Source organism: Fuerstiella marisgermanici, assembly GCF_001983935.1.
GTDB lineage: Bacteria > Planctomycetota > Planctomycetia > Planctomycetales > Planctomycetaceae > Fuerstiella > Fuerstiella marisgermanici.
This window is the reverse complement of the sequence record NZ_CP017641.1, coordinates 7034879-7051394: the sequence shown is the minus strand read 5'-3', so window position 1 is coordinate 7051394 and position 16516 is coordinate 7034879. Positions and strand designations below refer to the sequence as shown.

Below are 16516 nucleotides of genomic sequence, written 5' to 3'. Positions count from 1 at the left end.
TCTGCGAGCCTGGCTCGCTGTTGACGCAAGAAATTCGGAGGACGGCTTTGGAAGCCTGGCGATCACCAACTCAAAACCCTGTGAACTAATCAACCGCTGGCCAACGCCAGATTAAGTCATCGCCGCTTTCCGCCGCTGTTGAATCGGTGAGTTCCAGGCGGTCTTAGGTCGCTTGCGGCGAAGGATTTTCGACTCAGGATGTCGAGTTTATTACAGCAGGATTCATACCAGTCGTTTAACCCGCAGCCGGAGGCGCAGGCGTTGCTGGGGACGGCTGTGTCGCAGCAGAGGCGCAACAGTCACGGTAGCGGAACACTCACGGGCGCCGATCAGCGGACGCCTGCGCCTTCGGCTACGGGTTAAACGATCTGCTGGCTTCGCCGCTAAGATGCGTTGATTTCCCACGGTGATAAGTGCGGTGGCCTGCAATGGACGTTGGCTCAGTAAATCGCGAATCGAAACTGTTGTCACGGCGGCATGATTTCGGGTCGCTTGCGGCGAACGGCTTTCGGCTCAGGATGTTGAGTTTGTTACAGCCGGAGTGACATGAGTCGTTTAACCCGTAGCCGAAGGCGCAGCCGTTGCTGGGGACGGATGTGTCGCAGCGGGGAACACTCACGGTAGCGGAACACCCACCGACGGCGATCAGCGGACGCCTGCGCCTTCGGCTACGGGTTAAACGAGCCGCTGGCTTCGCCGCCAATTACTCGTTCCGCAAGGCTTCGATTGGGTGCAGCATGGCAGCTCGGCGAGCGGGATAGACACCGAAACTGGTGCCGACGAGGAAGGCCACGCCAACAGCCAATAGCGGCGCGAAGGGGGTGATGATGGTGACTCGACCGGTCATCCAACTGACCGCCGACGGGACGGCCAGTCCAAGAACCGCCCCCAGCATTGCTCCGGCCAGCGAGAGCAATGCCGTTTCGATCAGGAACTGCGATATGATGTCACCTCGTTTCGCACCGAGGGCTCGGCGGATGCCGATTTCGCGAGTACGTTCCGTCACCGTGGCCAGCATGATGTTCATAATTCCGATGCCGCCCACCAGCAACGAAATGCCGGCGGTCGAACCCAGCAACAGGCTGAAAATTCGCTGCGTCTGCTCCGCCTGTTTAAGCAGTTCGAGTGGGATAATGACGGAGAAGTCCTGCTTGGTGTGGAAGGCGGCCAGCAGATCCTCGATCGCGGTGGCGGCCTTCTGCACATTCTTACGGTCATCGATTTGAACGGTGATCTGGCTGAGTTCAATTCGTTCGAACGACTGCGAGCCCGACGTTTCGTAGACGATCATTTCCCCGAAGCGAGCACGATCAGTCGTCACAGGAATGTACACATCGCGGTTGTAGTCTTCGGCACTTAAGCTTGAGCCCGCTCCGCCGGTCGGTGATCGGTATTCTGTGACGCCAACGATCCGATAGAAGTGGTTGGCTCCAATGCGGACGGTTTTCTGCAGTGGGTTTTCATAGGGAAACAGCTTGTCTGCCAGTTCCGATCCGATCACGCACACATTCTGATAACTGGACACATCGACGGGTTGCAGAAACCGACCGCTCTGCAGCTTTGACGACGTGAGTTCAAGGTAGTCGGCCGTGGCGCCGACGACTCGGCCTTCCAGGCTGCGGTTCAGGTGTCGAATTTCCTTCCGGAACTCTCGCAATGGCGTCGCGCCAGTCGCGACTTTGATGGTCGCGTTGATGCGATCAAGATCGTCCCACGTCAGACCATAGGCCAAAACGAATTCGGATCCTGAATTGCCGGATTCCGTGTCTTCAATCGGCTTCTTGCTGCGAACAATGATGTTGCGCACGCCCAGCGATTCAATTTGCTGTTGAGCTTCAAAGCTGGCTCCTTCCGCGATCGCCAGCATCACGATCACAGAGGCGACGCCGAAAACGAGGCCGAGCATCGTGAGAAACGAACGCAGCTTATGCAGCATCAGACTGCGAATGGCCGTCCGAGTCAGCGGGATAATCAGCATCAAGCGACGCATGACAAAATCCCATCGTGGAAGGCGCCGGATATCCTGCCGTTCAAGTCAATCGCAGAAACTTTGGCGATCTCCGCAACACCGATCTGCTGCTTAAGAATGGAAGCCTGTGGACCCTCGACCGCCTCTTCCCCTTCGGCTTTAGTGTTGCTGTCAACGTCGCCTGTGGCTTCTTCGGCCGGAGACACTTCGCTGGCGGACGGGCCATCGTCTGCCGCGTCGACTGCGCTGTCTACTTTCTCGACGGCGGGTTCACTCTCGTCCGGTGTCTTTTCTTCGGCCGACTCGTCGTCTGTCGCATCGGCTTCATCATCTTCGGGCTTCTTGTCTGCCGCTGACTCGGCTTCTTGTTCCAGCTTCAACAACTCTTCACTGTCCTCCATGCCTTCATCATCCGCGAACTCTTCCGCCGCGCGGGATCGAGCGTCCAGCACGACCACTTCACTCGCCTTTAGGCCGGTCGTCACTTCGATCAGGCGGTTGTTGGTTTGCCCAATCTCCACTTCACGACGTTCCACGCCTTCGTCGTTCAGCACATACACGAAACGCTTGCGACGGTGTTCAGCAATTGCCTGCACCGGAACAGCCACAACGTCGCTGAGGTTGTCCACCAGAATTTCGACCTCCGCCGTCATGCCGGGCCGCAGCGGCACCGAAGGAGTTTCATCCAGCACAATAACCGTCGGATATTCTTTGACGCCGCCGCCGAAGAAGCGGTCTGATTTACTTAGCTGAGCCACGCTCTTAACGGTCCCCGTAAATGTCTGGTTCGCGAACGCATCAACGCGAATGATGGCCTTCTGCCCCGTCGCGATGCGTTTCACTTCGGATTCGTGAACCTTGACCTCCAACTGCATCAGCGACATGTCGGGAATGAAAAAGACAACCTGGCGTTCGTAGACGGTGCCACCTTCGCGAATGCGGCGCGACTCTGACCACCAGTCTTCGTTCGCATAGGCGACGACGCCGGTTTGAGCCGCTTTGATTTCGCAGCGAGCCTTCTGCAATTCGGCCTCGGCAAGGTCTTCTTCCTGCAGCTTCAGTTCTGCCTGCGCGCTCTTGTATTCGTTCTCGGCTTTCTTGTTGTTCGCGTCTGCGTTGGCGATCTCTCGATTCAGCTTGCGTTTGGCTTCAATCGCGTTCGCTTTGAATTCCGTCAGCTTCCGCTTGTAGTCGTACTTCTTCAAGACGTCCAGAGTCCGCTCATCACGCTCTAGACTAAACTTCGTACTCTCCACGGTTTGTAGTGCCGTACGAATTTGCTCCGGCTCACGAAAGCCTTTCTTCACGAGCACCTTTGTGTTTTCCAGAGCCTCGGTTGCCTTTTCCAGTTCCACTCTGGCCAAAGCGATCTTGCCCTGCAGGTCGTTTAGTTCGACCAGATAGTCGCCGTCGCGATATTTTTCCAGATCCAGATCGGCCAGCTCCAAAGCCAGCTCGGCAGCGGCAATTTCACTCTCTCCCTTGGTCTTCTCCAGCGCCACTTCCTGAAGCTTTGTGGCGACGGTTCCCTTGGCCTGCTGCACTTCCAGCTTTTCTTCTGCGATTTCCTTGTCGATCTGCGACGAATCAAACCGCACGACGACGTCACCTTTCTTCACCGTCGAACCTTCTTCGACGATGAAGATAATCTTGTTGTCGTAGCCTTCGACCTCACAAACCCCGTTAACGGTCTTCTGGCTTTCCAGCGTGCCGCGTTCGGTCACAGTGATCCGCAGGTCCGTTTCTTCAGCGGTCCACTTCAGCGAATCCACATCGCCGTCTTCCTGCGCAGCGTTGACCGCATACCAGATTGGCCCACCGATCAAACCGCACACGGCAACCAGCAGCAACAGGTTTTTAAAGAACGGGGACTTCCTCATCGCCGGAGGCGTCGCCGTCAAGGCCGGGGTCGAGCTCGCGTTCGAAGCCGAGGGGCGCGTCGTTGATGTCGAGGAAGTTGTCGAAGGTTTGTCCATCATTGATCCATGATCCGGAATCGTCGACCTGCAGAATTCCCAATGCCTGGTGCAACTGCATTCGTGATGTTTCGTAGCTGACCCAGCTTGCGATCAGACTGTTTCGAGCCTGCAACAGTGACTGCAATGCCTGCAACAGATTGCGAGTGAGGTTGGAATCGGATTGCTCCGCGTTCCTGAGGTCAATCTGAGCCTGCTCGACCTGCCGGGCGGCCGTGATCAACTGCTGCCGACTGATCTCAAAGCTGAACCGATTCAGGTTAAGGTTACGCAGAATCTTACGTACGTCGAACAAAATACTGTCGCGAGCCGCCATATAGTTCCGACGAGCCCGCTGGTATTCGATCTGGCTCGCTCGATAGTCATTGCGTTCCGCCATGCGGTTCAGCGGCCCGTCAAACTGCAAACCGGCTCGCAGTGTGCTGGCCGATGAATCGAATCGCAGCGGATTGATTCGGCCAGGATCGGTACCGAGGTCCGCTCCCAGAACCAGATCCAGATCCGCTTCCAGCAGGTCCGCCGCCACTTCCGTGCGACGATAAGCATCCACTACGCGGCCCTGCTGATTCTTTAAATCCAGCCGGTTATTTTCCGCCAGCCAGATTGCCGTGTCTTCGGAAATTTCGACGGGCTTCGTTTGAATCAGGTACACACGCACCTGAGTCTGCACCACAAAAAGACTATCCAGACGTTCACGCAGTTGGTCGCCACACAGCAGATTCAACGCTTCCCATGCGAGCAGAGGCTTATCTGCGTCGATCGCCGTTCGAGCGGTTTCCAGTTGTTCTACGTCCGCCGGGAATTCTGCCAGAATCTCACTGATCACTTTCGTAAGGCGTTCAGCCAGCTCCAACTCGCGCTGTCGCTCTACACTTGCTTCGTCATCGGGGTCACCGGACGTTCTTTCGGTATCCGCCTTCAACCGAGCCGTCCACGTTTCCAGTTCTGATTTTACTTCCGAAGTCAGTTCAGGAATCAGGTCCAGCATCGCTTCGCACTCGGCGTAGAACGGCCGCAATTCGGACATTGAAGGCAGCTCGTCTTCCGAAAACTGCAATAGTCCAATTCGCGTGGCGTCGTTCCTGTCGGTCAGCTTCTCCAGACGCGGGTCGTTCAGTTCAAACTGCTTTAGTTCTTCGCTGTTGAGTTTCACGTGAAGAGTCGACGGCAAGCCCAACTGCAATTTATAACGGTCCAACTCAGTGTTGTAGGTGGCCTGAGCCCGCATCAGACTCAAACGCCCCTGAGCGTATTCCTGATAGACCTGGTCAACCTGAAACTGCGACGCCTGATTGGTTTCGTACAACGCAATGTGTTCTTCCAGATTGCGGCGCAGGCTTTCCAGGTTTGCTTCTTCGTTGCGAATGGCCTGAGCCACCGCCAGCAGACCCAGATAACCGTTTGTTCCGACCGTACTCACAAAGAACGTGCGGCGGAAACGAGCGAAGTCTCGCACGGAGTACAGGAGATTGCGTTCTGCCTGCGTGAGTGGTTCCAACTGCACTTCGCGGAACGCTCGCCGCATCAGTGGTTGCAGAAACTGGAACGACAACACCGACGCGGCGGAACTCACACCGCCGTTATATTCCCAGGTCATCGCATTCGAAAAATCGGCAAGCAACTGACCGCCCGTCGCAAACCGTTTGCTCACACCAAGACCATCCGTCAGCGACAGCGTCCGCGTCGAACCAGCCGTATGTCCGCCTCGCTGTAAGAATGCCAGCCCGGCACCACCCGTCCACTGAGCGTCAAATTGAAAGCGTTGCAGCGACACCGGTAATGCCTGCAGATACACACCCTCGACCTGAGTTTGGTAGTCACGACTGTGCAGCAGCGCGAGTTCCATCGCTGTCTGCCGATTCAGGGGAACAACGCCTTCGTCGTCCTGAGGCAGAAAACTCCGCCAGTGCTCAAATTCAATATCTGCCAACTGACCGCGTTCGTGCCAGACGCGTGAGCCCTTCGCCTTGTACGGACAATCCATAAAGCGAGCTGCTGCCGGATCATCAGGCGGCAGTGGACCGCAGTCCGGATCAGAGAAGTCGGCCATGCGTGAATGAGCGGCAGCCTGCACGCTGCGGTCCGGCAGAAAGAAGATCGGCTCAGTGCGTTCGGCCACCAGTTGCTCCGCATCACAATCTGCCTGCAACCGATACTTCGTTCGACTGCACCCAACCGCGCACACCAACAGCAACGCTGCGGTTATCACAGCTCGCAGTTTGGCCGGTTGGGATGAGGAGCAGTTATGCTGCATACAACGTACTATCCGTTTCGGCCAAAAGTGCCGATGTTGCAGTTAAGTTCCATTGTTCCGTTTTTGACTATCGACCGAGCCACACGTCTGGCCCACCGTGAGACAGTTGCGTACGGGAAAGTCAAAATGCACCCTCACCACAGGCGTTGGAAACGGTACGTCTACTACGATCGGCTCCATGCGATACGCCGTGCAGCGACAAGTGGAGCATTAACCAGAGCCGACTCAGCCGCCATCTTGTCTGCGGAATCCGAGAGAAAGACGGATTTTCGACGTCATGCGAGGCAACGTCAGGGGCGGAAGCGACAGCGTACAAGCGTTCGGGTTACGCTCATGCCGGCTGGCAAGTGGTCACGGCAAAGGCATAGGCGTACGATGGCCGCGACCACCTGCCTTGATCGTCGCGTTTATGTCGCGCTCTGTGGCACGGGCCGTTTCTTTCCGTTTTCGTCCACCGCCACAAACGTGAAGTTTGCTTCCGTCACTTTGAATCGCGTCTCCGGCGATTCGATCTGCCGCAGCACTGGCTTGACCCATGTTTCCAGGTGCAGAGTGATCGACGTATTGCCAATGCGGCCAATCTTTCCGTAACAGCTGACCACGTCGCCCACCTGCACTGGCCGTAAGAACTTCATGCCATCAACAGCAACCGTGACGGTGCGTCCCTGAGCGACCTCTTTCGCCAGAATCGCACCCGCGATATCCATTTGCGACATGATCCAGCCGCCGAAGATGTCTCCGTTGGCGTTGGTGTCGGCCGGCATCGCCATCGTGCGAAGAACCAGGTCACCGACGGGGTCGGTGGAGTCAATGGGCATTGGATTCCTTAACGTTCGCGAGCCAGCAAAACCAGAATACAGCTTCCGTCGTCGATCACGTTGATGCCAGCGGCGCGAGCGGACTCGCTGGCTTGCTCGTCCTCTGCTCCCGGTTGCATCCAGATGTGCTGCACGCCCACACGAATCGCATCGTCAACAATCGTTCGAGTGATTTCGGGCGGCGTGATGATCGACAACGCTTCCGCAGTAATTGGCAGGTCGGCGACCGTCGCGAAGGCCGTGTGGTCTTCGATCTTACGGGCCGAAGGGTTTACGGGATAAACTTCGCGACCGCTCTTTAACAGAGCGCGAAAAACGAGGTTGCCGTACTTGCTGCGATTGTTTGATGCACCGGCGACGGCAAACGTACCAGCGGCAAGAAACGCGTCGATATTGCTCATGACTTGCCCGCCGCGCCGAAAGATGAAACATCGCTGGTCACCGTACACTTGCGGTCAAAATGAGTGTACCCGCCGTCCACAAAAATGATTTGACCGGTGGTATGACTGGACCGTGGCGACGCCAGAAACACGACCATGTCCGCCAGTTCTTCAATCGTGGTGAATCGGTGACCGAGCGGAACCAATCGTTCGATCTCTGCCTTCGCAGCCTCCGGATTAGGCATGGCCGCCAGACACTTTTCATACAATGGCGTCCACGTTTCCGCCGGCAACACCGCGTTGACTCGCACACCATGCGGCGCCAAATCCACCGCCCATTCTCGCGTGAGCCCGTTGATGCCGCCTTTGGATGCCGCGTAACCTGACGTGCCGCCCTGCCCCGTTTCGCAAACCTTCGACCCAATATTGATGATGCAGCCTCGCGATACCTTCAACGCATCCAATGCGAAATGGACCATCGCGTAATAGTGGACTAAGTTTTTCTGCAGCGATTGCACAAAGGCGTCCGGTCCGTCTTCCAGCCCAACGCCATCGTTGACGCCCGCGTTGTTGATCAGCAGATCAATGCGACCGAATCGCTGCTGAGTCTGCTCAACCGCATTTCGACACGCATCGATGTCCGTCAGGTCACCCTGGATGAAGAAACACTCCTGACCGTTTGCCGCATATTCGTTTTGCAGAGCGATTCCTTCGGCTTCGCTGCGATTGACGTTGGCCACCTTGACGCCTTCGGTGATCAGCGAACGGACAATTCCCAGTCCAATCCCCTTCGACCCGCCTGTAACGAGAGCCACCTTATCCTTTAGCTTCAGATCCATGCTGAATGTCTTTGCGTTTGAGTTACCGCGAGCCCGTGAAAGTAAAACGCATCGTAGATCGTACCGACAGCGGTGGCAATTCGTGCCGCCTGGTAGGTGCCGACCGCCGGGCGGCACTTCGCCAACGGCGACCTAAAACCCTGCCGCTGCGACAATAGTTCGATAAGCGATTTGGATCGTTTAACCCGTAGCCGAAGGCGCAGGCGTCCTCTGATCGGCGTCCGTGAGTCTTCCGCTACCGCGGGTGTTCCACTTCCGCTGCGACACAGCCGTCCCCCAGCAACGCCTGCGCCTTCGGCTACGGGTTAAACGACTCGTATCAATCCGGCTGCAATAAGCCCTTTCCGGCAGAAACAACCTACAAGTCGTTGCCGCAACGACGACGTCGATTGCATTCTGTGAGGATGGCCCAACAATACGTTCACCTCACCTTAATCCTGCCCAAATGCTCGAGACGTTTCATGGCCCCCTCGTTCTCTTCACGTTTCAATCGCCCTGTCAGCATGCTGCTTCTCATTGTCGCTTGCAGCGCTTCCACGAGCGCTCAGGACGACGAATTTCCGCCCGGCCTGGTGGCCACCTATCGTGCCGGCAACCAGTCTGTCCAACGAGTCGACAACGTACTGAGTTTCGACTGGGGAGCCGCATCGCCCGACGAACGACTACCGACGGGCCCGTTCACAGCCGAATGGTCCGGAAACCTGCTGGCTCGCCTACCCGGCAAACACACGTTTCATGTCTTCGTCGCCGGTGACGTTTCAGTTTTCGTCGATGACAACGAAGTGCTGAAGACGTCCGAACAGTGGGGGTTTGCGTCGGGCGAATCGTTTGAACTGGGTGCCGGTGACCATGTAATCCGAGTGACGTATTCCACTCCGGCGGAATCAGACAAGCCAAGATCGAGGCTGGCTGTGTACTGGTCATCAGACGCATTCACGCTGGAACCGTTGCCTGCCGACGTGCTGTTCCAGGACGAACCTTCGCCGCAGCTTTCGGCCACCGCGCGAGGGCATTTGCTGGTGGACGCCAATCGCTGCGCCGCGTGCCATCACAATGGGACCAACAGCGAAAACAGTGGCCTGTCGGAATTGAAAGCCCCCGCTTTGGATCGCGTGAAAGGAAGTCAGGACAAGGCAACTCTGGTTCAGCGTTTGTGGCGGCCTCAGAATGTTGTCGCCAACAGCCACATGCCCAGCTTTGACCTTTCGCCTTCCGAAGCCGAAAGCGTGGCCGAATTTCTGTTGTCCGTTTCAAAGAAGCCGCACGACGAAAAAGAAATCAAGTTCAAAGACGACGACGCGGACGCTGGTTCGAAGCTGCTGACATCGCTGGGCTGCGTTGCCTGTCACCAGTTGCCGGGCACCAAATTGGCCGATCAACCGCTGGCGGGAGCTTACGCAGGTCCGGAACTTGTCAACGTCGCTCCACGCCGGCCCGCTGAGTGGCTCGATCGCTGGCTGCGAGCCCCCGAGACACTCAACGCCGACCACCGCATGCCGGTGTTCGATCTCACCAAAGACGAACGTCGACAACTGGTGGCAGCGCTCACGCAGACAGACGCGAAGGCGATCGCGTGGACCGATTCGAATAGTTCGCTGTCTGAGGAAGAACGCATCGCTGACGGAAAACGAATCGTCGTCGAAGCCAACTGCGCGGCGTGTCACAGTATTCCCGGCATCAAATCAAAAGCCTTCGCGCCGCTGGCTGGTGACAGCTTTGGACAGGAATCCGGAGACTGCATCAACCCCGCCGACATGCCGAATTTGCGGAGTGGACCAGGCAAGCGAGTCCCCTCGTTCATGAGCATCGTAGCGGCCTCCAATGAACAGCGTGTCGGCGATTCGCCGACCGACACAGACGCAATCGCCGCGTACGTGAAGTCTCGCCATTCAAACGGCCAGCGCAGCGCGGCTGATACTGGCAAGCTTCTGCTGAATCGAAACGGCTGCATCGCGTGCCATGATCGCGATCAGTCGCGTGGACTTTCGTCGATCGCCAACAAACTTCAGAACGCTCACCCGGGGTTGAAGGGCCAGTCTCAGGGATTGGTGCCGCCGTCACTCACTGCCGTTGGCGACAAACTTAACGATGACTATCTGAAGCAAGCCGTCGCCGGCGAACAGAAAGAACGACGGCTGCCATGGCTGCTGGTGCGAATGCCAAAGTTTGCACATTCCGATGCCGACCGAGCGGCCCTTGTGCAGCATCTGATCACAACGGATCGAATTCCTGCTGAAGCTGATTCCGCCCGCCAGGATGTACTGGCCTTTGTGGACCTGTCCGGCAAGTCGCAGGCCAGTTCGGAGGAACTGCTGCTTGGAAACCAACTCACGGGAGCCGGCGGATTCAACTGCGTGGCCTGTCACAAAGCCGGTCCATTTGAACCGCGAAACGTGGCGTTGGGAACTCGCGGATCAGATATCATGACGATGGGCAATCGCATGCGGCCGAGGTTCTTTCAACGGTGGATGAAGAACCCCATCCGCGTTGTCGCCGGGATCGAAATGCCAGCCATCAAGAAGGCGATTCCCAGCGTGCTGGACGGCTCACTGCCAAAGCAGATCGGTGTGATGTGGAAGGCCCTCAGCGACGACCGCTTTACGCCACCAACAGTCACCAGTCGCTTCGAACAGGTCGTCAATGTCGAACCGGGCGGAGCTCCGCGAATCATTCGTGACGTCTTCACAATCGGTATCGACAAGAACCGAGACGCGGTGGCGCGAGCCATGGCGATTGGCTTCGGCAATGGGCACAACATTCTGGTCGACCTGGATACGATGCAGCTTCGACTGTGGACCATCGGCGAGTTCGCTCGCCAGCGCACAGAAGGTAAGAGCTGGTATTGGGACATGCCGGGCACGGTCGTCAGTCAACCGTCAATTAGCGGTTCGACATTGCGGCTGAAGTCGGCGAATGGCTCAATACTACAATCCGTCGAAGACGAGAGTCGGTTCTCGGAACTCGTATCGATGAGCAACCTGCCAGACGGCGTAGAACTGATCACCCGCAGCCACTTCGACCCGGAGGCAGGTGCGAAACCATCTGCGAACAGTGGGTCCGCAGACCCGCACTTTACGAAGCCAGCATGGAACAACGACGCTCAACCGCTGGTGACCGTCAAGGTTCGGCACCGATTTCAATCGGTGAAGTCTGGCGATGGCAGCGGCTGGAAGCACAGCGTGGAGTATCTGGACGGGCCTCCTGGATTCGTTCTGATTTCGCCGGCGGACCTCACCGCTGACGCCCGCGCGAAAGGATTGCCGACGTCGCAGCAGTTTGAAGGCCGATGGACTAAGAAACAGGATGCTGAACTATCGCTGGAGACATCGGCATCCCAGACATCCATGCTGGACCTTGCTGTCCCGAAGGTGATTGCCGCCATTCAACCGCCGGTTGTGAAAGCAGATGCGGAGTCGGTTACTTCAACGCCCGGATTCACCGGCACACGCCTGCCCCTGGACAATTCTATTATGCCGACGGCCATGACGTGGCTGCCGGACGGCCGGATGGCGTTCACATCGCTGAAGGGGCACGTGTGGATTGCCACCGACACGGACGGCGACGGGCTGGTCGACCAGACAAGTCTGTTTGAAGAAGGCCTGGCCGTGCCGTTTGGCATTCTTGCTGACACGGACGGCTCAATCATCGTGTCGCACAAGCCGGAAGTTTTGCGGTTGCGTGACACCGACGGCGATGGTCGAGCGGAATTGCGCGAAGTCGTCGCGAGTGGCTGGGGCTACAACGACAATTATCACGACTGGACATCCGGACTGATTCGTGATGATGAAGGCAACCTGTACGTCGGCCTGGGAAGCGACTATTCGCAGAAGAAGCGTCCGAAGAATCAGGATCGATGGCGCGGCGGAGTCATCAAGATCGATCCGTCAGGAATTGTAACGCCGCTCGGGATGTCGATGCGGTATCCCATGAGTCTCGCCTTCGATAGTCATGGCAACCTGTTTGCCACGGACAACCAGGGCGTGCAGAACACCTTCAACGAAATCAACCACATCCTGCCCGGCAGGCACTACGGAGTCCCGTCTGCTCACCAGCCGACCGACAACATCACTCACGAAACGGCGTCGTTGATGGTGCCTCATCCTTGGACACGCAGCGTGAACAGCATCGTGTTTCTGCCGGACGATTTTTCAGTGAAGGAACTGCGAGGTCACGGCATCGGCTGCGAATACGATTCGCGATTTCTGATGCGGTTCACCGTGCAAAACGTCGACGGCACTCTGCAGGGAGCCAGCTATCGGTTCAGTCTGCCAAACCAGGAAGCCGGCGGCAGCAACTTCATCGGTCCGATCTGTTCGGCAATTTCACCTGAAGGCGAACTCGTCATCGGCAGCATCTGGGACAGTGGCTGGCAGGGTGGCCAGAATACGGGTGGGATCACTCGATTGGTTCCGTCAGCAGAAGGACTCCCCAACGGTATCCGAGAACTCACGGCGACGCCCAGCGGCTTCGAGGTCGAATTCTTCCGTCCGGTAAATGCCAAGGCGGCGACCAATGCTGCGAGCTGGTCGATTCAGGGCTACACTCGAGAATGGGGCGGCAGCTACGCGACCCCCGATTCCGGGCGACACACATTGACCGCAGAGACGGTGGAAGTGCTGGACGACGGCAAGCGGGTTCGCATCAAAGTCAAAGAACTGAAACCGAACTACGCCTACGATGTGTCTGCCGGCGGCCTACTGACAGAATCTGAAAAGCTCTGGCCATCAGAGGCACACTACTCGATGAAGGTCGTGCCCAAATAGCTGCGAAAGCGGCATGGCAAAGCACGAGTGATCCGACTGCTCCGACGTGGGCGTGTTCAAACGTCAGCATGATCTGCCCCTGTGTCTTGTCGGCCCTGTGTCTTGGCGGCCCGGTGTCTTGTCGGCCGGGTGTCCCCGAACGAATGGTCGCGAACGTGCTTGTTCCGGACGTACCGGCTGCGCCTGAGGTTCCGGTTATTCAGGCCATGCGGGGCCTGGGGGATGTACTGGCAATGGCTAACGGGTCGGGGAATTACCCGGTTTTCGGTCGCACTGGGCAATTCACCTACCCTGCCCCGCGTCGATGCAATTGATTGTGCGAAAGGATTCCACAGCGTAGAGGCGACCGCGCCTGTGGCGATTTGCAGACGCCAAATACAAGGGCCACGACAATGCGACATGGGCATGGATGCACCAGAGTACTCGCTGCTATCCGAAAAGTTCTACGGACTCCACGACAACGTCCCTTCTGGGCGGCCGGAATGCTGGCGTCAGCGATGGCGGCTAATGCAGCCGCGAACGATGTACGAATCAACGGCGCTGCAGCGCCCGACAATTCGCCAACGAATATTCTGGTCGATCCGGGCGCGACAGACGACGTTGAAGTGCGGGTGAACACCGTCGACCTGATTGGTCCCGCAGGCGACACTATTCGTGTGAACAGCGAGGGCGGGAGCGGGAACACGCTGCTGACAATTGATGCGGATCGATCCGTTTCCGGTGCCACCAGCACCGGAGCCTACGTGCGATCGGGAAGCGGCAACATCACAGCAATGATTCACGGTGATCTCTCGTCGGCGTTGAATGGCGTGACGCTGGACGCTCGCTTTCTGCCGCTCGGAGGCGACGTCAACCTTTCCGGCACCGGAAATCTGTTCGCCACCGGCGGTTCGGCCGCATGGTTGTTAACGGATATCGGCTCCGTGACCATGGACGGCTTCAATTCGATTCAGGGTGGCACCCACGGTGTCCTCGTGAATGGATCCGGCACCATCAATCTGGGCACGAACACTCCGCTGGGCGCCATCACCGCAGGAACAGTCGGTATTGAAGTCGATCAATTGTTTGATGCGGTCAATAATGGGCCGATCACGATCAACGCGACTGACATCACCGCGAACGACGGCTTCGGAATTCGTACTCACGGCCGAGCCACCGATACATCGATCACCGTCACTGGCATCGTGCGGTCGACCAACGCATCCGGCATTTTCGCGACGTCCACCAGCGGCAATATCCTGATCAACGGTTTCGGAACGGGCAGCGTGGACGCGACAGGCGGCAACGGCATTGACGCGGATACTCGCTTTCTGCCATTGGGTGGAAACGTCGTGATTTCTGATTTCGATTCCATCACCAGCACGGGGTATGGCGTCTGGACACGCGCTGACATTGGCACGGTAAACATCGACGGCATCGGCGCGATTACGTCCGACCTGGACGGCGTGTTTGTGGAATCGACGGGCGACATCAGCATCGGGCAGGCCACCGCACTGGGAGCGATCAATTCCGGAGGAACCGGCATTCTGGTCGATCAGCTTTTTGACGCACCCAACAATGGTTCCATCTTTGTGGGAGCAACCGACATCACATCAGTCCGGCATGGAATTCGGACGATGGGTTCTGAACAGTTCACTCAGATTAGTGCTACGGGAGCGATTTCTTCGGGCTTCACAGGAATCTACGCCACGTCGACGACGGGTGACATCGTGATTGATATCGGTTCTGCCGCGACCGTTCGAGGTGGCCATTTTGGCGTTGCGACGGAAACCACGACCGGGCTGGCGACGGTGAATAACTCAGGCCTGATCGCCAACCGAGCCGACACGGGTTCGGCCGGAGACGCGGGGGCGTTGGGCTTTCGCGCGTACGCGGGCGACACCGTGCTGAACAATTCGGGCAGCCTGATTGGCGGAATCGACACGTCTGGTTCAACTTCTTTTACGTTGAATAATCTGGCTGGTGGCGTGTGGACGCCGAGTAGCGGCACGATGCCGTTCACCGGTGCAAATGACTTCATCAGCAATGCGGGCCGCATCGACTTCCGCGACGGCTGGACTAACTTTAATGGGCTGGAAACGTTCATCAACGAACGCGGCGGTCACTTCAACATGGGATACGGCTCTGGTGCGACCGATCACGTGATTGTGAACGACTTCAGCACCGTTGGCGGAAGTGAGTTCACCTTTAACTTTGATGCGTCGGGTGCCAATAATTCCGGGGAGGGCTATGACAACTCCGCAGACGGTTTAGGCACAGCCGACACGATTATGGTTAACGGCACGTCGACGCCGTCCGGGGTTTCCCGAGTCAACGTGCTGGCAACGGGAGGTCTGCCAGCTTCTGAAACCGGTTCTGTTTCGCTGATTTACACCGGTGTGGATCTGGACGCTCCGACAACGCCCGTGCCAGCAGCGCAATCTTCGTACTTCACATTTGGATCAGCGAATCCGACCAGCGGGACGGTCGCCTACTACCTTGTTGATGACGGCAACGGCGGCTTGTATCTGCAGTGGGGACCGAATGTGTCAGCGGCGTCACTCGGTCCGTTTATGGGCGGAGCTCTGGGGGCCAGCGATTTTGCTCCGAGCGGTGCAAACTCAACGGTAGGCCGATTGGGCACGATTGTTGGTGGTGCTGGAATGTTGGGTGGTCCATCGGGCGGCGGCGTGGTCGGACGGATCAGCGACGACGCGGCTCAAACACTGATTTCCAGAAACCCTCGTTGCGTCAACGGGCGAATGCGAAATGCGTGGGTCCTGGGCGGCAGCGCGGGCACCAGCTATTCGCCCGGTGGTCATGGATCAACGGTCGGCTTCGCGACAGGCATTGAAACGGACCTGTTCGATCCGGCGGATGTCGAATGCGGCAGCACCGCGATGGGCGTCTTCTTCTTCGAAAACGCGGCCAACGATCGCTGGATGGACGGTTCCTCGTATTCTGTAGCCAACGGGCTGGGAGTTTATGTGCGAGCCGCTGTCGAAGAAGGTTATTATGGTTCGCTGCTGGGATCGCTGGCGTGGTCGGACAGTGATCTGGAAAACCGCGTTTACGGGTCGACCGGCAATCAGGACAACACGGGTTATTCGTTGGTCGCCACTGGCGGCTACCTGAGGCCTGTCGCGGAAGACACGTTCCTGGATCTCCGTAGTTTTGTTTCGTATGGCAACGTCAACGGCCGCGGCTTCACCGACAGTCTTGGAATGAATGTGCTGGGATCGGATGCCGACATTACAACTCTGGGACTAATGGCAGGCTTGAATTACAGCCCCGTCGACAACAGCAACGCGTTTGCCCGAGCGGGGCTGAAGTGGTTTGATCTGGACCGATCAGTCACAACTCCGATTGCTCAACGGAGTGGATCTGTTGATGCGGTCGTCGGCAGTGTGGAAGCCGGCTTTCAGTTGGGGATCACTCAGAACGTGTGGTTCAACGCGGCTCTTAACACGGACTTCGGTCATCAGTTTGTGAGCGGCGGCGGTCGGCTGGGCCTGACAATCGGGCTGTAACCTGCTGC

At 57.6% G+C, this 16516-nt stretch carries 8 protein-coding genes; 2 read left to right on the top strand and 6 right to left on the bottom strand.

All coding sequences use genetic code 11. From position 1 onward, the window contains the following. Positions 1–703: 703 nt before the first annotated feature. The 6 genes from Fuma_RS26505 to Fuma_RS26480 form a co-directional block, all read right to left on the bottom strand. The gene (locus tag Fuma_RS26505; RefSeq protein ID WP_077026776.1) at positions 704–1990 is read right to left on the bottom strand and encodes an ABC transporter permease; all 1287 of its coding nucleotides are present in this window, start codon (positions 1988–1990) and stop codon (positions 704–706) included. Continuing rightward, positions 1978–3849, bottom strand: coding sequence for an efflux RND transporter periplasmic adaptor subunit (locus tag Fuma_RS26500; protein ID WP_158521148.1), 1872 nt, complete (start codon positions 3847–3849; stop codon positions 1978–1980). The genes Fuma_RS26505 and Fuma_RS26500 overlap by 13 nt, the downstream gene beginning before the upstream one ends. After that, on the bottom strand, positions 3827–6094 hold the full coding sequence (locus tag Fuma_RS26495) for a TolC family protein (RefSeq protein WP_158521147.1): 2268 nt from the start codon (positions 6092–6094) through the stop codon (positions 3827–3829). The genes Fuma_RS26500 and Fuma_RS26495 overlap by 23 nt, the downstream gene beginning before the upstream one ends. 512 nt (positions 6095–6606) lie before the next feature. Then, positions 6607–7017 carry an acyl-CoA thioester hydrolase YciA gene (gene yciA / locus Fuma_RS26490; protein ID WP_077026773.1) on the bottom strand — a complete coding sequence of 137 codons (411 nt, stop codon included), beginning with the start codon at positions 7015–7017 and terminating at the stop codon, positions 6607–6609. Positions 7018–7025: 8 nt separating this feature from the next. Next, entirely contained in the window at positions 7026–7418 is a 393-nt protein-coding gene (locus Fuma_RS26485; protein ID WP_077026772.1) for a CoA-binding protein, read from the bottom strand. Beyond that, positions 7415–8236: an L-fucose dehydrogenase gene (locus tag Fuma_RS26480; RefSeq protein WP_077026771.1), complete on the bottom strand. Its 822-nt coding sequence runs from the start codon at positions 8234–8236 to the stop codon at positions 7415–7417. The genes Fuma_RS26485 and Fuma_RS26480 overlap by 4 nt, the downstream gene beginning before the upstream one ends. A 503-nt stretch (positions 8237–8739) precedes the next feature. Between Fuma_RS26480 and Fuma_RS26475 the strand changes: the two genes are divergently transcribed. Continuing rightward, the gene (locus Fuma_RS26475) at positions 8740–12999 is read left to right on the top strand and encodes a DUF7133 domain-containing protein (protein ID WP_077026770.1); all 4260 of its coding nucleotides are present in this window, start codon (positions 8740–8742) and stop codon (positions 12997–12999) included. A 392-nt stretch (positions 13000–13391) separates the two neighbouring features. Then, entirely contained in the window at positions 13392–16508 is a 3117-nt protein-coding gene (locus Fuma_RS26470; protein ID WP_145944390.1) for a beta strand repeat-containing protein, read from the top strand. The last annotated feature ends 8 nt before the right edge of the window (positions 16509–16516 follow it).